At 66.7% G+C, this 20,763-nt stretch carries 19 protein-coding genes; 9 read left to right on the top strand and 10 right to left on the bottom strand.

Annotated elements, in window-relative coordinates:
* Nucleotides 1-75: 75 nt before the first annotated feature.
* From FDW84_RS07135 to FDW84_RS07120, 4 genes are all read right to left on the bottom strand, one after another.
* A complete protein-coding gene (locus tag FDW84_RS07135; protein WP_138607955.1) occupies nt 76-954 on the bottom strand; it encodes an anti-sigma factor in 879 nt (292 codons plus the stop codon).
* Nucleotide 955: 1 nt separating this feature from the next.
* Nucleotides 956-1,564 (bottom strand): sigma-70 family RNA polymerase sigma factor, encoded by a 609-nt coding sequence (locus FDW84_RS07130; RefSeq protein ID WP_138607953.1) that lies wholly within the window; start codon nt 1,562-1,564, stop codon nt 956-958.
* Between the two features lie 251 nt (nt 1,565-1,815).
* Nucleotides 1,816-2,283 carry a tRNA (cytidine(34)-2'-O)-methyltransferase gene (locus FDW84_RS07125; protein WP_138607951.1) on the bottom strand — a complete coding sequence of 156 codons (468 nt, stop codon included), beginning with the start codon at nt 2,281-2,283 and terminating at the stop codon, nt 1,816-1,818.
* 35 nt (nt 2,284-2,318) lie between these two features.
* Nucleotides 2,319-3,269, bottom strand: coding sequence for a J domain-containing protein (locus FDW84_RS07120; protein WP_138607949.1), 951 nt, complete (start codon nt 3,267-3,269; stop codon nt 2,319-2,321).
* A gap of 230 nt (nt 3,270-3,499) precedes the next feature.
* Between FDW84_RS07120 and FDW84_RS07115 the strand changes: the two genes are divergently transcribed.
* The 9 genes from FDW84_RS07115 to FDW84_RS07075 all read left to right on the top strand — a co-directional run bounded on the left by FDW84_RS07115 (nt 3,500) and on the right by FDW84_RS07075 (nt 14,207).
* Complete coding sequence (locus FDW84_RS07115) at nt 3,500-4,225, top strand: hypothetical protein (protein WP_138607947.1); 726 nt, start codon at nt 3,500-3,502, stop codon at nt 4,223-4,225.
* A 42-nt stretch (nt 4,226-4,267) separates the two neighbouring features.
* Entirely contained in the window at nt 4,268-5,497 is a 1,230-nt protein-coding gene (locus tag FDW84_RS07110) for a cysteine desulfurase family protein (protein WP_138607945.1), read from the top strand.
* Nucleotides 5,498-5,632: 135 nt separating this feature from the next.
* Nucleotides 5,633-6,763: a tRNA 2-thiouridine(34) synthase MnmA gene (gene mnmA / locus FDW84_RS07105; protein WP_138607943.1), complete on the top strand. Its 1,131-nt coding sequence runs from the start codon at nt 5,633-5,635 to the stop codon at nt 6,761-6,763.
* Between the two features lie 273 nt (nt 6,764-7,036).
* A complete protein-coding gene (locus tag FDW84_RS07100; RefSeq protein ID WP_138607941.1) occupies nt 7,037-8,668 on the top strand; it encodes an ABC transporter substrate-binding protein in 1,632 nt (543 codons plus the stop codon).
* A gap of 139 nt (nt 8,669-8,807) precedes the next feature.
* The gene (locus tag FDW84_RS07095) at nt 8,808-9,899 is read left to right on the top strand and encodes an ABC transporter permease (RefSeq protein ID WP_138607939.1); all 1,092 of its coding nucleotides are present in this window, start codon (nt 8,808-8,810) and stop codon (nt 9,897-9,899) included.
* 2 nt (nt 9,900-9,901) lie between these two features.
* Nucleotides 9,902-10,915, top strand: a complete 1,014-nt coding sequence (locus tag FDW84_RS07090) for an ABC transporter permease (protein ID WP_138607937.1) — start codon at nt 9,902-9,904, stop codon at nt 10,913-10,915.
* Complete coding sequence (locus FDW84_RS07085; RefSeq protein ID WP_240721422.1) at nt 10,912-12,642, top strand: ABC transporter ATP-binding protein; 1,731 nt, start codon at nt 10,912-10,914, stop codon at nt 12,640-12,642. The genes FDW84_RS07090 and FDW84_RS07085 overlap by 4 nt, the downstream gene beginning before the upstream one ends.
* 87 nt (nt 12,643-12,729) lie before the next feature.
* Nucleotides 12,730-13,137 carry a chorismate mutase gene (locus FDW84_RS07080; RefSeq protein WP_138607935.1) on the top strand — a complete coding sequence of 136 codons (408 nt, stop codon included), beginning with the start codon at nt 12,730-12,732 and terminating at the stop codon, nt 13,135-13,137.
* A gap of 2 nt (nt 13,138-13,139) precedes the next feature.
* Nucleotides 13,140-14,207: a uroporphyrinogen decarboxylase/cobalamine-independent methonine synthase family protein gene (locus FDW84_RS07075; protein WP_171046706.1), complete on the top strand. Its 1,068-nt coding sequence runs from the start codon at nt 13,140-13,142 to the stop codon at nt 14,205-14,207.
* A 36-nt stretch (nt 14,208-14,243) separates the two neighbouring features.
* Here the strand turns inward: FDW84_RS07075 and FDW84_RS07070 are convergent, their stop codons facing one another.
* From FDW84_RS07070 to FDW84_RS07045, 6 genes are read right to left on the bottom strand one after another with little or no spacing between them, the layout of a single operon-like run.
* On the bottom strand, nt 14,244-14,957 hold the full coding sequence (locus FDW84_RS07070) for a DUF4166 domain-containing protein (RefSeq protein WP_138607933.1): 714 nt from the start codon (nt 14,955-14,957) through the stop codon (nt 14,244-14,246).
* Between the two features lie 43 nt (nt 14,958-15,000).
* Complete coding sequence (locus tag FDW84_RS07065; RefSeq protein WP_138607931.1) at nt 15,001-16,293, bottom strand: DUF58 domain-containing protein; 1,293 nt, start codon at nt 16,291-16,293, stop codon at nt 15,001-15,003.
* Nucleotides 16,293-17,288, bottom strand: a complete 996-nt coding sequence (locus FDW84_RS07060; protein ID WP_138607929.1) for an AAA family ATPase — start codon at nt 17,286-17,288, stop codon at nt 16,293-16,295. The genes FDW84_RS07065 and FDW84_RS07060 overlap by 1 nt, the downstream gene beginning before the upstream one ends.
* On the bottom strand, nt 17,285-18,487 hold the full coding sequence (locus tag FDW84_RS07055; protein WP_240721421.1) for a DUF4350 domain-containing protein: 1,203 nt from the start codon (nt 18,485-18,487) through the stop codon (nt 17,285-17,287). The genes FDW84_RS07060 and FDW84_RS07055 overlap by 4 nt, the downstream gene beginning before the upstream one ends.
* Nucleotides 18,484-19,176, bottom strand: coding sequence for a DUF4129 domain-containing protein (locus tag FDW84_RS07050; RefSeq protein WP_138607927.1), 693 nt, complete (start codon nt 19,174-19,176; stop codon nt 18,484-18,486). Before FDW84_RS07050 ends, FDW84_RS07055 begins: the two co-directional genes overlap by 4 nt.
* A complete protein-coding gene (locus tag FDW84_RS07045; protein WP_240721420.1) occupies nt 19,166-20,602 on the bottom strand; it encodes a DUF7847 domain-containing protein in 1,437 nt (478 codons plus the stop codon). The genes FDW84_RS07050 and FDW84_RS07045 overlap by 11 nt, the downstream gene beginning before the upstream one ends.
* Between the last annotated feature and the right edge of the window lie 161 nt (nt 20,603-20,763).

Raw genomic sequence — 20,763 nt, 5'->3', positions numbered from 1 at the left:
CCTCTTCGTTCAAGCCACAGCGCCCGCCCCGGTTCGTAACCGGGGCGGGCGCTGTTGTATTCCTGTTGCTGCCGGCTATGCACCCAAGGGAGCGGCCGCGACCGTGGGCAGTGTTGGGGACTGGGACCCGCCCGCCGGCTCCACTGTTATGCCCAGGGCTGCTGCGGAGGAAATCCCCTGCACCACTGCAGGCTTTGACAACGCTTCCGCATCCATCAGGCCTTGGGACACCGGTGCCGAACCGTCCTTGGGGATCAGCCACATCTGGTAAACCTTGCCGGCAGGGGGCGCGGGAACACCATTCATTTTGACGACGGCGGCATCCTCCGACCGGGAGACCAGCAGCGTGGCGGTTCCGCCACCGGCCACATCCACCGAGGCTTCCCGTACGTCGTCCGCCCGGACCACCTGGTTGAGCGGATCGTTCTGGTCGGCAAGGAAAGAGCCCACGCCCACTCCGCCCAGGGCGATGGCCGCCGCAGCGGCAAGTCCGGCGAGCCAGCGGCGGGTACTCCCGGGCCCGCGCCGTTCCTCCCGGCGCCGGCGTGCCTGTGCCAGCTCATCCATGCCCGCCGGCTGGGCCGGTTCGCCCTGCTCCGGTGCTGCATAGCCGGGTGCAGTGACTGCGGCTGGCGGGGAAGCAGCAGGGTCCGGCCGGTGTTCCTGGTCCGGAAGTTGCGCGACGATGCGGCCAAAGAGGTCGGCCGGCGGCTCCTCCTCCACCCGGAAGGTCCGGGCAAGCGTCTCCCTTGCCTGGCGTACCCGTTCGAAGAAGGCGCTCCGTTCCGCTGCCTGCGCGGCTGAGATATAGTCCTCGATCGCCTGGCGTTCCTCTTCCGTCACTGCGTCCAGGGCGTAGAGTTCGGCCAGGTCGACAGCCCGGCCGGAAGCCAGGTCCATGGCGACCGTGTCCCCGAACGAGCGGCCATTGCGGCCGTGGTTGTTTTCTGTCATTTCAACTCACCCCCAGACAGGTTTTAAGGCGGATCAAGCCGTCGCGGATACGGGATTTTATGGTGGGCACTGCTGCATTCAGGCGTTCTGCAACTTCCCGGTACGTGAGGCCGCCGTAGTAGGCCAGTCGCACCGATTCCTGCTGCGTTTCGGTCAGGGTTGCCAGGCACCTGACCACGGCCTCGGCTTCGAGCCTGCTTCCCACTTCGTCGGCCACGGCATCGTGGTCGATATCCTGGCTGCTGGCGCCGTACTTGGCTTCGCGGTCAGTGGCGGACTGCGTTGACCGCACCCTGTCCACAGCCCTGCGGTGGGAAATGGTCATCAGCCAGGAGAGCGGACTGCCCGCCGACGGATCGAACTTCGCTGCGTTCTGCCACACCTGCAGGAAGACCTCCTGCGTGGTGTCTTCACTCAACTCGGGGTCGATCAGGACGCGCCGGGCCATGCCGAAAACCCGGCGGGATGTCAGCTGGTAGAACTCCGCAAAGGCTGCCTGGTCGCCCCTGCCTATGCCTTCCAGCAGGACCGAAAGCCGCTGGCTGAGCTCTGCCGGCGGGTCTGTCACCGCAGCCGGGGCCTTGGAACGTGGAGCGTTGGGGGTATCCATCACTACCAAGCATAAGTCGCCGGACCGGGAATCCTCAGCAGTGCCGCCAGGTCTGCTGCGGGAGGTCCTGGAACCTGACTCCAGTAATGTCACCTGCAGCTCCTCAAACAAGGTGGAATGTTGTCAGGAGTGATTCGGTGCTGCCGCCGGCGTGGATTGCCCTGGTGCCAAAAAAGATTGGACCCCGGGTGTTCTGCGCCCGGCGCTGCGGGCAGGGTACCTCCGCGGTTTGTCCCTTCAGGCTCCGGAGCCTAGGTTCTGGCGCCGGCGAACCCCTGCTGGCGCCAAGCCTCGTAGACGGCAATGGAGGCTGCGTTCGCCAGGTTCAGTGAGCGCAGCGCGGGCAGCATGGGCAGCCGGACCGTGGCTGTCACATGCGCATCCGCCTTCAAAACCGCGGGCAGGCCCACGGATTCCCTGCCGAACATCAGGACATCACCCGGCTGGTAGGAGATGTCCGTGTAGCTGGCCGTCCCGTCCGAGGTAAACGCGTACACCCTTTCCGGCTGCAGGTGCTGCCAGGCATCTTCAATGTTCCGGTGCACGGTGACGACGGCGAGGTCATGGTAGTCAAGGCCCGCGCGGCGGAGCTTAGCGTCTGAGAAGTCGAACCCGAGCGGTTCCACCAGGTGCAGCTCTGCCCCGGTGATGGCTGCCAGCCGGATGGCATTGCCGGTATTGCCTGGAATTTCGGGTTCGTGGAAAAGGATGCGGAACACGTTCCCATCCTAGCTACCCTGCGGGCAAAGGGCTGTCAGTGCATCCCGCGCAGCAACCTGGCCAGCACGGGCACGTTCACGGTGTTGGGCGCGGGGCCGGATGCAAGGAATTCCTTGAGGCCCCGCACCATCCCGGCAGCGTTGACGATCTGAACGGCCTCCAGCGCGCCTGCTGACCGGCGGTAGTTATCAATGACCGGCTCGTGCAGGTTGCCGCCAGGGCTGAGCACCACGGTCCAGCCCGTCACGTTCAGCTCGGGGAAAATGTCCTGCATGGCCCTCACCAGGTGGGCAAGCTGCGGCGGCGCAACGGCGCGGCCGCCGTGGTTGAGCGTCCTGCCGTCCCACGCATAGGCACCCTTGGGCAGCAGCATCGAGCCGATCAGCGCCAGCCGGTAACCGGACAGGACGGCGTGGTCGATGTGACTGTTGTCCGCCGGGGACTGGAGGCCGTTGATAAGCCTGGCGGCCGGAATTGCGGGCAGGACCTGCCGGGTCAGGAGCTGCACGGTGCGCATTTCCCGCTGGATGCGTGCCTCTGCCCCGAAAATCCCCCGCTTGCGCGGCATGCCGTGGACCTGCTGGCTGGCGAGTGCCAGTGGGATCAGCGGAACCTCAGCGTCGGAGGCAGTGTCGTATGCCGGGAGGTAGACCGGGGGGTCCCCGGCGGTGTTGCGGGCGTTGCCGGTCCTGTGCACGGTGGCCGACGCACGGCTTCCGGCCGGCGGTGCGTCGAAATGCGGTTCGGTGTCCGTCTCCCCGTTGCGGAAGGTGCCGGCGGCATAGGAGCGGTCATACGCCTTCCTGCGCACGGGATCGATAAGCGTCTCATAAGCCCGGGTCACGCGCCGAAACGCTGCTGCATCGCCGCCGTGATCGGGGTGGGCGGTGCGGGCAGCCCGGCGGTAGGCCACCTTGATTTCCTTCTCAGTGGCGGTGACTGCCACCCGAAGCACCTGATAGTAGGAGCTGCTGCTCTCGGTCAAGACCCATCCTTTTCCTGGTTCGGCCGGTCTTCACAGGTAGCCCGGCCTGCACAGTTTAACGGCCTGTCCTGACAACGATGCTCCGGCCCCTCCCGGTTCCCCGGCGGATAGCCGTGCCTTCCACGGGCAAAACGGCCCGGCTCTGTGCATCGTCGCCGTGTGCCAAACCTCTAGACTCGTGCCTGCGCGGCCGCACCGGCTGCAGCAGATGCGGCGCGGGAGGAAGCAGAATGCGCACGACGGCGGGAACGGCCTTTAGGGACAGGCGGCGGACCCTGCAGGTGGCGGCGGCCGCACTGGGCTCTCTGCTGGTGGGCGGCTGCAGCATTGGCGTACCGGACCCCACGGCTCCGGAACCTGCAGCCACCACCCCTGCCGGCCTGGCCACGCCCACCATAACCCCGGGGCATGACGCAGAGGCAGTGGCGGCGCAGGACCTTCCCTTCGCTGCCGGCGGCACCCTTGCTCCAGGTGTGCCCGTAGGCCTTTCGGGCGGGCTGGAGGAGGCTCCCGGGTGGAAAATCCTCAGCCGCGACGTGGCCGGGGAAAGCCGGTATGCGAAGGCGGACGGGTGCGTGGTGGCAGCCAGGGGGAGCACCAACCAGGATGCCCTCATCCGGGGTGATGACCGCGAATCGACCGTCGCGCTTTTCCAGTACCTCGATCCATCCATCCTGCCCGCCTACCTGAAGACGGAGACGCTGCGCTGGGGGAGGGGCGGGCAAGCCGGCGGGGATTCGGAAGGCCCGGGGCGCAAAGTGGAGGTGCTGGCCCTGGAGCAGGCAGCGGAACAGGCAGCCCCGCCGGCAGGCAGGGCAACCGCCGTGCTGGCCCGGCTTTTCGCCGCGGCCGGTTCCTCCATCTATGTTTCCGTCTCATGCCCGGGCCCCGACGCCCTGGCTGCGGCCCGCGCCGACGTGGCCCGTTTCCTCCCTGTGCTCCCGCCGTCGAACTAGCGGCCGGCCCCTTCGTGGAGGCTGGACAGCTAGAATTGGGGGGTGCCCGTTTACCTCGATCATGCAGCCACCACCCCGCTTTCAGCGGAAGCCCTGGCCGCGCTGACGCGTGAACTTGCCCGGACCGGCAACCCCTCATCCCTGCACGGATCCGGCCGCCGGGCCCGTCGCAGCGTGGAAGATGCGCGGGAGACCGTCGCAGCCGCGGCAGGTGCCCATCCCTCCGAGGTCATTTTCACCTCGGGCGGCACCGAATCGGACAACCTGGCCGTCAAGGGACTGTATTGGTCCCGGGTGGGGGAGAACCCCGCCCGGCGCCGCATCCTCTGCTCCGCCGTCGAACACCATGCCGTGCTGGACACCGTGGAGTGGCTGGAGCGCCACGAGGGCGCGGAGGTTACCTGGCTTTCCGTCGATGCCGACGGCGTGCTGGACCTTGCCGCCCTCCAAGCGGAACTGTCCCGCGAGCCGGATACAATCGCCCTGGTCACCGTGATGTGGGCCAACAACGAAGTCGGCACCATCCAGCCCATCGGCAGGATCGTGGAGCTGGCCCACGCTGCAGGCGTCCCCGTGCACTCGGATGCTGTCCAGGCATTCGGTTCCCTCCCGGTGGATTTCAAGGCCTCCGGGCTGGACGCCATGTCCATCTCCGGCCACAAGATCGGCGGACCGGTAGGGGTTGGTGCCCTCCTGCTGGGGCGGGCGGTGAAACTGACTCCCGTCCAGCACGGCGGAGGCCAGGAGCGGGACGTCCGCTCCGGCACGCTTGACACGGCCTCCATTGCTGCCTTCGCGGCGGCAGCCGAAAAAGTCACGGCCACCCTGGGAACGGAGTCTGCACGAATTGCCGCGCTTCGCGACCGCCTGATCGCCGGCGTCCATGAACTGATCCCGGAAGCTGTCCTCCGCGGTGCCCCCGGGAACGGCAGGCTCCCCGGCAACGCACACTTCACCTTTCCTGGCTGCGAAGGGGACTCACTGTTGTTCCTCCTCGACCTCGCAGGCGTGGAATCGTCCACCGGATCGGCCTGCACCGCGGGCGTGCCGCGGCCTTCCCACGTGCTGCTGGCCATGGGCCTGGACGAGGACACCGCACGCGGAGCGCAGCGGTTCACGTTGGGGCACGCCTCAGTGGAGGCCGACGTCGATGCGTTGCTGGCTGCGCTGCCGGACGCCTATGCACGGGCGCGGCAGGCAGGCATGGCCGGGCGCGAGTCTTCGATCCAGACTGCAGGCACCATCGCCCGGCACGCCCAGGCCGGCAGCTGACCGCCGGGCTGCTGCGGGCGGCTTTACATGAGGCCGTAGAATAGATAGGCGAGGATCGTTTCCGGGAGAACCAACCGGGCGGTCCGTACTACTTTCCCGGCCACTGGGCCGAAGCTCTCCCAACAGAAAGCAACCATGCGAGTTCTAGCAGCCATGAGCGGCGGAGTCGACTCCGCCGTTGCCGCCGCCCGCGCCGTGGAGGCGGGACATGACGTCGTCGGCGTCCACCTGGCCCTGTCACGCATGCCCGGCACGCTCCGCACCGGAAGCCGGGGCTGCTGCACCATCGAAGACTCCCGTGACGCCTGGCGTGCCTGCGACGTCCTGGGCATTCCCTACTACGTCTGGGATTTCTCCGAGCGGTTCAAGGAAGACGTCGTCCAGGACTTCATTGATGAGTACGCAGCCGGCCGCACGCCCAACCCCTGCATGAGGTGCAACGAGCGGATCAAGTTCGCGGCACTGCTGGAAAAGGCCATCGCTTTGGGCTTTGACGCAGTGTGCACCGGCCACTACGCAAAGGTGATCGAGGACGCCGACGGCAACCGCGAACTCCACCGGGCCGCCGACTGGGCCAAGGACCAGAGCTACGTCCTGGGTGTCCTTACCCACGAACAGCTCAAGCACAGCATGTTCCCGCTGGCTGACACGCCCTCAAAGGCGGAAGTGCGCGCTGAGGCAGAACGGCGCGGCCTTTCGGTGGCCAACAAGCCCGACAGCCATGACATCTGTTTCATTCCGGACGGCGACACTGCCGGCTGGCTGGCTGAAAAGATCGACATGGCCACCGGGGACATCGTGGATGAAACCGGCAGGAAGGTGGGTGAGCATCCCGGTGCCAACGCTTTCACCGTTGGCCAGCGCCGCGGGCTGAAGCTTGGCACGCCAGCGGCTGACGGCAAGCCCCGGTTCGTGCTGGAGATCCGGCCGAAGGAGAACAAAGTGGTGGTGGGCCCTGAGGCGTTGCTGGCAATCGACGAAATCCGGGGCATCAAGGTGTCATGGGCAGGCCTTCCCATAGCCGAGGTGGTTACCGGCGAGGAGTTCGAATGCCACGCCCAGGTCAGGGCCCACGGTGATCCTGTCCCCGCTACGGCCCGCATGGAACCGGCCGCAGACAACGGCGGCAGCCAGCTGGTGGTCCGGCTCGCCACCCCGTTGCGGGGAGTAGCTCCGGGACAGACGGTTGTCCTGTACCAGGGCAGCCGTGTGCTGGGCCAGGCGACCATCGACGCCGCCCGCTCGCTCCAGCGCGCCGAGCTCTGATCCGGCCCCAGGAAAGACTTTGCAAGCACCGCCCCGGTTCCGCCGGGGCGGTGCTTTTTATTGATGCCGCTGTTGTACGAGGTTCCTTGCCGTCAATCCATAAGGGGGCTGCTCGGCACCGAAGTAAATTTTGTGTCTCAACTCACAAAATGGCCCGCTTTGAGTGTTGACTCTCTGATTGAATCTAGGCATCAGCACCGCGCGCTTCCCGCCTGAGCATACGCACCCATCAGCGGTCGGGGGGCGCGCCCTCATCGAACAGAAAGTTCACAGATGACGAAGAGCAACAAAGCCCTGCACGGCGCTATCGCGCTGGCAGGCATCTCCGCCCTCGCACTGACTGCCTGCACGGGCCCCGCAGGCGGCGGCGGAACCACCACCGGGGAGGCGGGGGGCGGTGCCATAACCTACGGCACCACGGACAAAGTGGTCACCCTCGACCCCGCCGGATCCTACGACGGCGGGTCCTTCATGGTGATGAACCAGATCTACCCGTTCCTGCTTAACTACAAGCCCGGGACTGCCGACGCCACCCCGGACATCGCCGAGTCCGCGTCCTTCACCAGCCCCACCGAATACACCGTGAAACTGAAACCGGGCCTGAAATTCGCCAACGGCAACACCCTGGACTCCTCCGACGTCGTCTTCTCCTTCAACCGCGTCAAGGCAATCGACGACCCCAACGGCCCCGCATCCCTGCTCTCGAACATGGAGAAAATCGAGGCAACGGACCCCAACACCGTGGTGTTCACCCTTGTCGCCGCGAACGACCAGGTGTTTCCCGGCGTCCTCGCCTCCAACCCCGGGCCCATCGTGGACGAGGAAGTCTTCCCGGCGGACAAAATTATGGACGACGACGCCATCGTCGCCGCGAAACCGTTCGCCGGCCAGTACACCATCGAGAGCTACAAGAAGAACGAACTGGTCAGCTTCAAGCCCAACCCCGACTACCAGGGCATGCTGGGCGCAGCCTCGAACGACGGTGCCACCCTCAAGCACTACGCTGATGCCAACAACCTGAAGCTCGACGTGCAGCAGGGCAACATTGACGTCGCCGGCCGCATCCTGACGGCCACCGACGTTGCCGACCTCGAGAACGACGACAAAGTGAAGGTCCACAAGGGCCCGGGCGGGGAACTGCGCTACATGGTGTTCAACTTCGACACCATGCCGTTCGGTGCCAAGACTCCTGAGGCCGACCCTGCCAAGGCGCTTGCCGTCCGGCAGGCCGTGGCGCACCTGGTGGACCGCGAAGCCATCGCTTCCCAGGTCTTCAAGAACACCTACACTCCGGTCTACTCCTACGTCCCGAAGGAGTTTGAAGGGGCCGCGGAGCCCCTGAAAAGCCTCTATGGTGACGGCAGCGGCAAGCCCAGCCTGGACAAGGCCAAGAAGGTGCTCTCAGACGCGGCTATCAACTCTGTGGTTGACCTTAAGCTGCAGTACACGGACCGGTACGGCACATCCGCGGCGGATGAGTACGCCCTGGTGAAGGAACAGCTGGAGAAGTCGGGCCTCTTCACGGTAGACCTCAAGTCCACGGAATGGACCACCTACACCAAGGAGCGCAGGGCCGACGCATACCCGGTGTACCAGCTCGGCTGGTTCCCGGACTACTCCGACGCGGACAACTACCTGACGCCGTTCTTCATTCCGGGCAACTTCCTTGGAAACCACTACGAGAACCCGGCCGTGACGGACATCGTGAAGAAGCAGCTGGTGACCACGGACAAGGCGGAGCGGAGCCAACTGCTGGGCCAGGCACAGGAAGCGGTTGCCAAGGATCTCTCCACACTGCCGCTCCTGCAGGGCGCTCAGGTGATGGTGGCGGGAACTGATGTCCAGGGCGTGGAAAAGACCCTGGACCCATCGTTCAAGACCCGCCTTGGAGTGATGTCCAAGTAGGTCGCCCGACCATCCGGCTCCGGCCATAAGTGGGGCGGGACAGCGTGCACTGCAGCCTGGTGCGCACGTCCCGCCCCACGTGCTGGCCGGGACGCGGCGCAGGCTTGCAGCTGTGCCGTGAAGACAACCTGAGGTAGCCATGACTACATTGATCGACGCGCCACCGACCGACGCGGACGGCCTGCTTCCGGCCGCCAAAAAATCCACCGGCGGCGGACTGGGACAGTACATCCTGATCCGATTCCTCCTGATCTTTCCCACCATCTTCATCCTGGTGACCATGGTCTTCTTCCTCATGAGGATCACGGGAGACCCCATCACAGCGGCAATGGGCGGTCGCCTGCCTGAGGACCAGCTCCAGGAGCGGATCCAGGCCGCAGGCTACGACCGGCCGCTCCTGGTGCAATACTTCGAATACCTCGGCCAGCTGGCAACCGGAAACTTCGGCCGCACGCTCACGGACAACCGTGCCGTCGTCGAAATGCTCAGCACCTACGGTTCGGCCACGCTCGAACTAAGCATCAACGCACTGCTGGTTGCCCTCCTGGTGGGCATACCCCTGGGCATGGTCGCCGCACACTGCCGGGACAAGGCTCCTGACGCCGTCCTCCGGGTGTTCGCCATCCTCTGCTACGCCACCCCGGTATTCTTTGCCGGCATGCTGCTGAAGCTGACCTTCTCGGTCTGGCTGGGCTGGCTGCCGGTGGCGGGAAGGGCCAGGACCTCCAGTGAGCTTGCCCTGACATCCCTCGAGGCGCCCACGGGCATCTACTGGCTGGACGCACTGCGGAGCGGCAACATGGCCGCGCTCGGCGACGTCCTGGCGCACGCCGTCCTGCCCGCGGTGGCCCTGGGCCTGCTGACTGCCGGGATCTTCCTCCGCCTGGTCCGGACCAACGTGATTGGCACGCTGGGCCGGGACTACATCGAAGCGGGCCGTTCCAGGGGTGTGAGTGAATACCGGCTTGTCACCAAGCACGCCTACAAGCCCGCACTCATTCCCATCATCACGGTGATGGGCCTGCAGATAGCGGTGATGCTGGGCGGCGCCGTACTGACCGAGAAGACGTTCGAATGGAAAGGCCTCGGATTCCAGTTGGCCAACTACCTGACCGCCCGTGACTTCGTCGCTGTCCAAGGCATCGTGGTGCTGCTCGCCATCATCGTGGCCGTGACCAACTTCATCGTGGACATCGTCGCCGCGCTGATCGATCCCCGCGTGAGGTACTGACCATGAGCACCACCGACGTTCCCATCCCCGTGGCAAATCCGCGGGAACCGCTGTACCGGCGCCTGCCGGTCATCTCACATTTCACCAAGAGCGTGGGCCTCCAGCGCGGCATGCTGGTGGCGGGCCTGGTCCTTACCGGCGCCTTTGTCCTGACGGCGCTTTTCGCCCCGCTGCTGGCACCTTTCGGCTTCGCCCAGCTGTCCGACGCCGACGGGAGCTTCCCCACCCAGCAGGCCCCGGGCGGCAAGCACCTGCTGGGGACGACCGTTGGCGGTTACGACGTCCTGTCCCGGGTCATCTGGGGTGCCCAGACCGCCATCCTGGTGATCGTCGTCGCCGTGGCCATGTCCATCGTTGCCGGCGTGGTGCTGGGCCTGGTCAGCGGCTACATCGGCGGGTGGCTCGACCGGATCCTGGTGGTCATCGCCGATGCCGTCTACGCCTTTCCATCGCTGCTGGTGGCCATTGTCATGGCCATCGTCATCAGCGGCGGCCAGTCCAGCCTGGTGGGCGGCATCTTCGCTGCGGGGACAGCCATCACTCTGGTCTTCATTCCGCAGTACTTCCGGGTAATCCGGGCGGAGACAGTCCGGCTTAAGGCCGAGCCGTTCGTCGAGTCCGCCAAGGTGGTGGGAGCCTCCAACATCCGGATCATGACCCGCCACATCTACCGCAATGCCACCCGAACCCTGCCGCTGATCTTCACGCTCAATGCTTCGGAGGCGATCCTGACCCTGGCCGGGCTGGGTTTCCTCGGGTTCGGCATCGAGCCAAGCTCGGCCGCGGAATGGGGCTTTGACCTGAACAAGGCGCTCGCCGACACCACTTCCGGCATCTGGTGGACGGGGCTGTTCCCCGGCCTCGCCATCGTGCTGACCGTGGTGGGCCTGACCCTGGTGGGCGAGAGCATCAACGACCTGAACGATCCGCGCCTCCGCGGCCGCAGGCGGACCGGCGGCAAGAACCCGGCACCGGTGGAGACAGCGGCCACCGCCGCAGAAGTGAGGAATCCATGACCGTCAACATAAATCCTTTGTCCGGAGCCGTCCCGGGGCCGCGCCACGAGTCCGACGGCGGAAGTCCGGTCCTCGACATCGACCACCTGCAGGTCAATTTCGCCACCGACGGCGGCCCGGTGCAAGCCGTCAAGGACGTCAGCCTCCAGGTCCGGAAGGGGGAAGTGCTGGCGATCGTGGGAGAGTCCGGCTCCGGCAAGACGGTCACCGCCAAGACCATCCTGGGCCTGCTGCCGGAAACGGCCAGCAGTTCCGGTGCAGTGGTAATCAACGGGACCGACGTCATAAGCGTCAGCGCCGCGCGGCTGCGCCACATCCGCGGCCGCGACGTCGCCATGGTCTTCCAGGAGCCGTCCACCGCCCTGAACCCGGTGTTCACCGTAGGCTGGCAGATCGCCGAAGGCATCCGCGCCCATGCCGGCAGCGGCGGGAAGCGTATTAGCGCCAGGGAAGCGAAGTCCCAGGCCGTCGAAGCCCTTCGCAAGGTAGGCATTCCCGATCCGGAACGCCGGGTCAATTACTACCCCCACCAGTTCTCGGGCGGACAGAAGCAGCGGGTGGTCATCGCCGCAGCCCTGGCTCTGAATCCGGGCCTGATCGTTGCGGATGAACCCACCACTGCGCTGGATGTCACAGTCCAGGCGGAAATCCTCGAACTCCTGCGGAACCTGCGCAACAAGTACGGGACCTCGATCGTGCTGATCACGCACAATATGGGCGTGGTGGCAGACCTGGCGGACCGCGTGGTGGTCATGTACCAGGGGGACGTGGTGGAGGAGGCACCGGCCCGCACCCTTTTTGCCGAACCCCGGCAGGATTACACCCGCAAGCTGCTCGCCGCGGTTCCGCACCTGGGCCACCACTCGGCCTCCGAGGGACTGACCAGCCGGGCCCACCAGGATGAAGAGGTCCTGGTGGAGGCCAACAACCTGACCATCGAGTATCCCGGCAGGTTGGGAACGCCTGCCTTCAAGGCGGTGGACCGCGTCAGCTTCACCCTGTCCAGGGGTGAAGTGTTCGGGCTGGTGGGCGAATCCGGTTCCGGCAAAACCACCATCGGACGCGCCATCGCCGGCCTTAACCGGACCACGGGCGGCAGCCTCAAAGTGCTGGGATACGAAATGCTCAATCTGCGCGAACGCACGTTCAAGCCGCTGAGGAAGGACGTCGGCTTCGTGTTCCAGGATCCGGCAGCATCCTTCAACCCACAGCTGACCATCGGGGACTGCATCGCCGAACCCATGGTCATCCACACAAAGCCAAGCCCGGCGCAAGCGCGCAAACGCGTTGGTGAGCTGCTCGAATCAGTCCAGCTGCCGTCGTCGTACGCGGGACGGTACCCGCACGAGCTGTCCGGGGGCCAGCGCCAGCGCGCCTCCCTGGCACGCGCCCTCAGCCTCAATCCGCGGCTGCTGATAGCGGATGAGCCGACGTCGGCACTGGACGTTTCGGTGCAGGCCAAGGTCCTCGACCTGTTCCGGGACATCCAGCAGGAGTTCGGCTTCGGCTGCCTCTTCATCAGCCATGACCTCGCCGTGGTGGACACGCTCTCCTCCTGGGTAGGGGTGCTGTACAAGGGCAGGCTGGTGGAGCAGGGCATCGGCAACCAGGTGATGGGAAGCCCGCGGCACGACTACACCCGGCGCCTGATCGCATCACTGCCTGTACCCGACCCGCAGGAACAGTCGAGGCGGCGCGAGGAACACCGGGCGCTGCTGGGCATCTGACTGGCAGGACAGTAAGCGCCGGTGCCGGATGCCGGCACCGGCGCTTAACAACAAATCCATCACAGTGCCTGCCCATAGACTTGAACCATGACGCAGCACAACCCTCACACTCCCGGCTCCGACGACTACGACCCCTCCGCCAGCTCCCTGGCGGGCCAGGTGGACAAGTCGGTGATGGCTGAACTGCTGTCCATCCGCTCCAGCATCGACAACATCGACGCCACCCTGGTCTACCTCCTGGCCGAGCGTTTCAAGGCCACACAGAAGGTGGGCTTCCTCAAGGCCGCGCATCGACTGCCCGCAGGCGACCCCGGCCGCGAAGCCGCCCAGATCGCCAGGCTCCGGCGACTCGCCGAGGATGCCCACCTCGATCCTGCCTTTGCGGAAAAATTCCTCAACTTTATCATCGGTGAGGTCATCAGGCATCATGAGGCCATCGCAGATGACCACCAGGCGGGTCCGGGCCCGCACCCGCAGGCCTCAGCCCTCGCGTGAGCATGGCCAGGCAGCACGAAACGAATCGCGGCGCCTCCGCCCCGCAGCCGGCTCCGCCGCATGAAGTAACGGCAACAGCGCTGGGTCCCTGGCCGGGCGAAGACCCGCTGGAAGCGGCGAAAATTATCCGGGGGGAACTGGGCAGCCCCCACCTGCCATTCCTGGCAGAACTGCCGGACCGGGGCGTTGGCTCGGACGCGCTGGGCCGGACCGCCTGCCTCCTCGAGGAGCTGGCGGTGGACGTCCAGCCGTACGGCTGGCGGCTGGTTGACCGGCCCGGAAAGGATTTCCGCCGCGCAGCCTCGGCCCTTGCCACGGACATCAATGTCCTGGCGGACGTAGCCGGAGCCGAAGAAAAACCGGCAGCTGACGTCAAGGTGCAGCTCATGGGGCCGCTCAGCCTCGCCGCTGGCCTGCACCTGCACAGCGGGGAACGGGCCCTCATCGACTATGGGGCGCGCAGAGACCTGGCCGAGTCGCTGGCTGCTGGCGTAGGGCATTACCTCACCCGCGTTGCCGCCGCCGTGCCAGGCGCCCGCCTGGCAGTACAGATCGACGAGCCGGACATCGCCTCGGTGCTCGCCGGCACCATCCCCACGTCCAGTGGTTACCGCACACTGCGGGCCGTGCCCGCTGCCGAAGCGCGCGAAGCATGGCGCGTGGTCCTGGACGCCCTGCGATCCGCAGGCGCCGCGGAAGTAGTCATCGCCGTGCCCGAAATCGAGGCACCCTTCGAGCAGATCCTGGCCGCGGGCGCCGATGGCATTGCCGTTCCCCTGCAGGCCCTGACCACCCGGCAGTGGGAGCAGCTGGCCGGTGCGGTGGAAGCGGACAAGCGACTGTGGATCGGCGCGCTGGATGCAGGAGGCGATACGCTGCCCAAGGTGGCCGACTGCATTGAAGCGGTATGGCGTCCGTGGCGGCAGCTGGGTCTTTCCGGGACAGCACTCAGTGCCGTCCGGGTTACGCCGTCCCGGGGACTCGCCGGGCGCACTCCGGCTGAGGCCAAGGCAGTCCTGGGCCGGCTCACCCAGGTAGCGGACGGGCTGAACCAGCTGGCGCTGGGGTAAGCGGGTTGGCCTTACCCGGGTCCCGGGTGACCGGAGTCAGACCCGGTTTTCCCAACGTTCCGGCTGGGCGTAGCGCGGCAGGAAGCTCCGGGCGGAGCTTCCGCCCGTGTAGGGTCGCAGCTTGTAGTCGAAGCTGCCGGCGTATACCAGCACCAGGCCGACCTGAGGCTGGATAACCTTCACCTGAATGCGGTGCCTTCCCCCGGTGCCTTCGGCAGGGTCCCACCACTGTTCGGCGTAGGCTTTGGCGTCCAGGGCGGCGGGCAAGGGAATGCGCAGCGGGCCAAGGAACAGCCGTGAGGCTTCCGAAACGCCGCGGAGCCGTCCCTCCGCAGTGACGCCGAGGTTCAGGTCCGTGACCAGCCGCCGGTACCTGCCCACGTAGTCCACCAGCTGGGGCCCTCCGTTCCGGCGGGTCACACTCGTGGTGTCCTGGAAAATTCGGGTGCGCCCGGGGAAGCGGATCTCCCGCCTGGCAGTGAGGCTTGACCGGCCAAGCGGGTCCTGGTGGGCGTGGTTCTCGATACGGAAAGGAATAATTTCGCCGTACTCGGGAAAAAACGCCTCCTCCCCGCTGGTGAGCCGCAGCAAAGGGCGCAGCCACTCCTGCCGGCAGCCGACGACGTCAAACGTCCCTTCGCCCACTCCGTAACGGCCGGAACCCGGCACCAGGGAAAAGTAGTCCTGCAGTTCCGGCTGCAGCCGGGAGAAGTCAGCGCCTAGGGCCTGCTGATAGATGGGAAGGTTCAAGGAAGCCTCCTCCTGGAAATTAACGGAAACAGATGCTCTGACCTCACAATGTACCGGCAGCCTTGAGCCTGATGTACGTGTCGGCCAGCCGAGGGGGCAGCTGGTGGGGTTCGGCATCCACCACTTCCACTCCGTGCTGCCTCAGCTCCGTGCTGATCGCGGCCCGCTGCAAGAGTGCACGTTCCGCTGCCGCGGCACGGAACACACCCGCTGCGGTGTCCCGTTCCTGCAGCATGGTCCCCAGCTGCGGGTCCCGGACGGCGGCCACCACCACCACGTGCTCACGGGCCAGCTGCGCCGCGACGGGAAGAAGGCCTTCCTCCGGCGCTCCGCCGTCGAGCGATGTCAGCAGCACCACCAGGGAGCGGTGCGCGGACAGGGCCCGGACCTGAGCCGGGACCGCCGGCCAGTCCATCTCGATGAGTTCGGCCTCGAGCGGGGCCATGGCCTGGACCAGTTGGCCCAGGAGGTTCCCCTTCCCGGCAGATCCCGCCCTCGCACGGGTGCGCCGGTCAAAGGCGAGGAAGTCCACCCGGTCGCCGCCCCGCTCTGCAAGGACGCCCAGCAGGAGCGCCGCTTCCATCCCGGTATCGAGCCGGGTTTCGTCGTCGATCCTTGCTGCCGAGGTCCGTGAGGTGTCCAGCACCATGACCACCCGCCGGTCGCGCTCAGGCCGCCACGTCCGCACCACTACTGCCGAGCGCCGCGCCGTCGCCCGCCAGTCGATGGACCGGACGTCGTCACCGCGGACGTAGTCGCGCAGGGAGTCGAATTCTGTGCCGGCACCACGGATCTGGACGGCAGCCTTGCCGTCGAGCTCGCGCAGCTTCCGCAACTTTGAGGGCAGGTGCCGGCGGGAATGAAACGGCGGGAGGACACGCAGCGAGCCGGGGCACGCCAGTGTCCGCTGGCGTGCTGCGAGCAGCAGGGGGCCAAAGGACCGAAGGGTGACGTGCGGGGCCCTGAGGTCGCCCCGCCGCGCAGGCCGCAGCCGCACTGTCACCCGGCGGCTTTCTGCTGGCGGGACGTCGATCTCCTGGACCGAATTCTGCGCGCCGGCCGAGGGCTGCCAGGCATCGCGGAGAATACCCCGGAGCCGGCGGCTGCCGTCGTTCACAACGGTGAGCACGGCATTGGCCGGCGAGTGCAGGGTGACGTTTCCGGGTTCGGAGCGCGTGAGGTGGATCTGGCGCAGCGAGGCTGCCAGCAGCAGGTCAAGCGCCGCCAGTCCCGCGAGTACTGCGGCCACCAGCAGCACCGTACCCCAGCCGGGCAACAGCAGGACCGGCATCACGCCCAGCAGTACCAGCAGCACGTAACGGCCCGAGATGGCCATCAGCGTGGAACGGGCACGGAGGCCAGGATACTGCGCAGTACGTCATCCACCCGTACACCATCCATCTGCGCCTCGGGCTGCAGTGCCACCCGGTGCCGGAGGCAGGGGAGCGCCAGGGCTTTGACGTCATCTGGAGTGACAAAACCGCGGCCGGACAGCCAGGCCCAGGACCTGGACGTATTTAGCAGGGCCGTGGCACCGCGGGGGGAAACGCCCAGCAGGAAGGAGGGCGCAGAACGGGTAGCGCGCACCAGGTCAACGATGTAGGCGATGATCTCTGGCTCCACAGCCACCGACGCTACCGCCTGCCGCGCCCGTGCCAGCTCTGCAGCGCCTGCCACGGCCTGGACACCGGCAGCTTCGAGGTCGCGTGGATCAAAGCCGGCAGCATGCCGCCGGATCACCTCCATCTCGTCCTGGCGCCCCGGCAGCGGCATGGTGAGCTTGAGCAGAAACCGGTCCAGCTGCGCCTCCGGCAGGGGATAGGTGCCTTCATACTCCACCGGGTTCTGCGTGGCAGCAACGAGGAACGGCGCGGGCAGCGGCCGGGGCTCTCCGTCCACTGATACCTGCCGTTCCTCCATGGCCTCCAGCAGGGACGCCTGGGTTTTCGGCGGCGTCCGGTTAATCTCGTCCGCCAGCAGGATATTGGTGAAGACCGGCCCCTCACGGAAGGTGAACTCCGAGGTATGCGAGTCGTAGACCAGCGAACCCGTGACGTCACCGGGCATCAGGTCGGGGGTGAACTGGACTCGCTTCGTATCCAGGCTTAGCGCTGCCGACATTGCCCGCACCAGCAGCGTCTTGGCAACGCCCGGCACGCCCTCCAGGAGCACGTGCCCCTGGGACAGCAGCGCAATCAGGAGCCCGGTAACGGTGGCGTCCTGCCCCACCACGGCCTTCGCCACCTCATGCCGCACGTCCAGAAGGGCCTGCCGGGCGGCATCATGATCCATCTGGTCCAGCACCCTGGGCCCGCTGCCTTGCTCGCTCATCGGCTTCTGACTTCTTTCTCTAGGTTGTCCAGCTCACGAGACCAGGCCACAAGCCTCGCCTCGGTGCCGGGTTGTTCATCGACAAGTTCCCGTATCCTCCCGGCGGGCTGATCCAGGAACCTGGCAACGGCGTCGATCACCTGGTCAGCAGTGGCACCTGGCCCCAGCCGCAGGTGCCCCGAGAGCCGGACCAGGGCGCCGGCCCGGAGGTTGTCCCGGGCCTGGTCCAGCGCCCGGGAATCGTGATAGAGCCGGGCCCGCCCCTCTGCGGTCTCCACTGCCCTCACCACCACCGGCAAAGGCTCAAACACCAGCGGCCCAAGCCTCCTGCCCCGCCACACCACGGCAGCCACGGCAACGAGCATGAGCCACGGTCCGAGGAAGCGCACCCAGTCCGGGGCCAGGTCATCAAGGGTCCCGGGGGAACCTGCAGTGTCCAGGTCCTTCAGGGTGGGGAGGTACCAGACCAGGTCCGGGGAGGAGCCGAGGGTCCGGATGGCCAGCGCAGCATGTCCGAGGTCGTCGAGCCGGCCATTGGCGAGGACGGAAGTGCTTCCCAGGACGGTCAGGAGGCCGTTATCACTGACGGCCAGAAGGCCGGCGGCTGAACTGCCAGGCCGGTAGCAGGCCGTCCCGCCCTCATACAGGAAACCGGAGTCTCCGGAAACGGGCCCGGCGGCTTCGGCGTCCGGAAGGGAACATCCGGGATCCAGGACGGGGGAGGCGTCCGGCACCACCCCAGCCTGCCGGATATCGGTGAGCAGCGGGGCCAGTGTCTGCAGCCTGGGCGACACCAGCACCACCCGCTCCGCCGCAGCCATCAGCGACAGGAGCCGGGGCTCATCGAGGAAACCGTTCCGGTCATACAGCAGGAGGGTGGGTGAGGGTGCCGACTGCAATGCCTCCATGGCCGCCTCAAAGTCCCCGACATCGTGCACAGTCACGCCTTGCCTGCCGAGGACCTGCGTGACCGCCCGGGCACCCTCGGGGCCTGCGTTGTTGACGGACAACGGCACGGTGTCACCCTTCGGGGCGAACTGCGTCCACAGGGCCAGCGCCAGGGCAGCGGCCACGACGGCACAGAGGGCAGCATGGACGCGGTGCCGCCTGAGCCACTCCAACGGGTTCTTTCCGTGGCGGGGTTCCTGGTCCGGATGGGGGCCAGGCCGGGTTGCGGCGGCCGCAGCGACGCTCGTCATGGCTGCGCCGCCGGATTGAAGGGGACCTTTCCCTGGTGTCCCTCTTCCTCCTGCCCCAGTTCCTGCTGGCCGCTGCTGTGAACCGGCTTGAGGGCCTCAAGGGCGGCGTCCAGGGTTGCCATCATGTCGTAGTCGCCGGGGCCTGCGGACCAGTTGCCATAACGGACGGCGTCAAAAGTCGCGGCGGCCCTGTGCAGCCGCTGTCCTTCGCCGCTGAACGGGATTGCAAGATCGCGCGCCACCTCATCCGCCGTCCGGCCCGGTTGCGCATCCAGGATGGTGCGGTCTTCCGCGGAGCGGACCAGGGCACGGAAACGGTCGACGACGGCATCCCCCCACTTGCCGGCCACGGCGGAACCTTCGGCGCGCCGCCTGTAGTCGCCGGGAGTCAGGGCGCTGTCGGGGTCGAATACCTCTTGTGGCTGCCGCGCCTTCGGATTCAACCGCGGTTTGGCGATGATCACTGCTGCCGCAATCACCACGGCGATCACGATGCCGATGACAGGGCTCGGCAGTGTGCTTCCGGCCTCCGCCGGGCCTTCCAGGGACTGGAGCCAGTCCGCGAAGTCTTCCCAGAGCGACTGAAGCCAGCTTGGGGCTGCTTCGCGGTACTCCGGTTTCGCAAGTTCCTCCGCTGCCCAGCGCCGGGCTTCCTCTGCGCCGGGCAGCACCGGAGGTTCAGCGGCCACCCGGCCAGGCCCCTGCCGCGGGTCCGGTACCGGGATCCCATCCCGGCCTGTGCATCACCCGGCCGCGCCCCGGAATGCCCTCCGGATCCGCGCCCGATTCCATCAGGCGGAGCAGCGAAATGTCCAGCCCGTCCTTCCGCATCCGCAGGTCCATGTAGATCAGCGCCATAACGGAAGTCTGGAAGGCGTAGCCCAGCGCGCCTGCAAGTGCCCCGAGAAGTGCGGTGATGATGGCTACCGCAACAGCGACGCCGACTGCCTGCTCACTGCCGCCGTGAGGGGAAACCACGTCGGCCAGCAGCGGAGGCAGCATGCTGACGGGAATCATGACCACCTGGCTGACGATGCCCACCATGATGCCCACCACCACGGTAATCCCGAAGATCCGCCACCAGTTGGTCTGGGTCAGTTCCCAAGACCGGCGCAGTGCGTGCAGGGCTCCAAGTTCCTCGACGACGACTGCCGCAGGGGCCACGAGCAGTTTGATGTAGATCCAGATGTATAAGGCAACGCATCCCAGGAACAGTGGGATGAGCAGCAGGATGCCTGCCCCTTCCGTGCCGGCGATCAGCGCGACGGCCAAAGCTGCAGGAACGGCGGCTGCGAGCAGGACTGCGGCCATCAGCAGGGCAGCCAGCCGGATCAGTGCCCCGGCCCGCGGACGCGCCAGGGCCCACATCTGCCGGAAACCCGTCGGCCGGTTCAGGATGGAACGCGCCACCGGCACCACCATGGCGCCCTGCAGCACCGACGCAAGGAAGACGGTCAACACTGTGACAAGCAGGATGGCCGCCACGAACCCGAGGCCGAGCGCGGAGAGGTCAGCGGCGCTGGCGCTGTCCGCCCAGGCCTCGATGGAAACCATGGAGGTTGCGGCAACGGCAGTCAGGACAGCGGTGAGAATTGCGGCCAAGGACTGGGCCAACAGGGAGGCACCGAGCATGGCCTTGGCGTTCCGGCGGATCGTTTGGAAGGAACCGTCCATGATCTCCCCGAACATCAGGGGGCGCAGGGGAACAATGCCGGGCTTCGGGGGTGCTGCATAGCGCTGCTGGCCGTAGGGGGAGCCCTGGTTCGGATATGCGTAGGGGTAGCCGGGCCGCTGGTGGCCGAAGTGCGGTGCGTTGGCATACGAAGTCCCGGGAGACTGGGAGCCGGGAACGTGTGCACCCGTGTGCGGGGTATGTTGCGTGTCCGGGTTTTGGCTTCCTGGCTGGCCCCAGGACTGCTGCTGCCAGGACGGCGGACCCCATGCCGGCGGACCCCACGGCTGCTGGCCTTGGGGCTGCTGCGGTTCCGGCTGCTGCCACGGGGGCTGCTCCAAGGGCGGTTGCTGCGCGTGGGGGTGATGTGACAGCGGCACTTGCTCCCCGCCCGCCTGGCGCCGATCCTTTGCCGCGTGGCCGTCCGAATCCTGTTCTGACACCCTGTTCCTTCCCCCGTAGCAGTCCGCCCCCGGACGCGGCGCCCGTGCCGCACGCTGCGGTGGGGCGCCGGGAACGTGCGGCGTTGCTCCAGCCTATAGTTCCGGCGTCGGGCATCCTAGCGCCCCGCCGTGCCGGAGGGCGCTGAACAGGACAAAGCCAT

The organism is Pseudarthrobacter sp. NamE5 (assembly GCF_005796225.1).
GTDB lineage: Bacteria > Actinomycetota > Actinomycetes > Actinomycetales > Micrococcaceae > Arthrobacter.
This window is presented reverse-complemented; position numbering and strand designations above follow the sequence as displayed.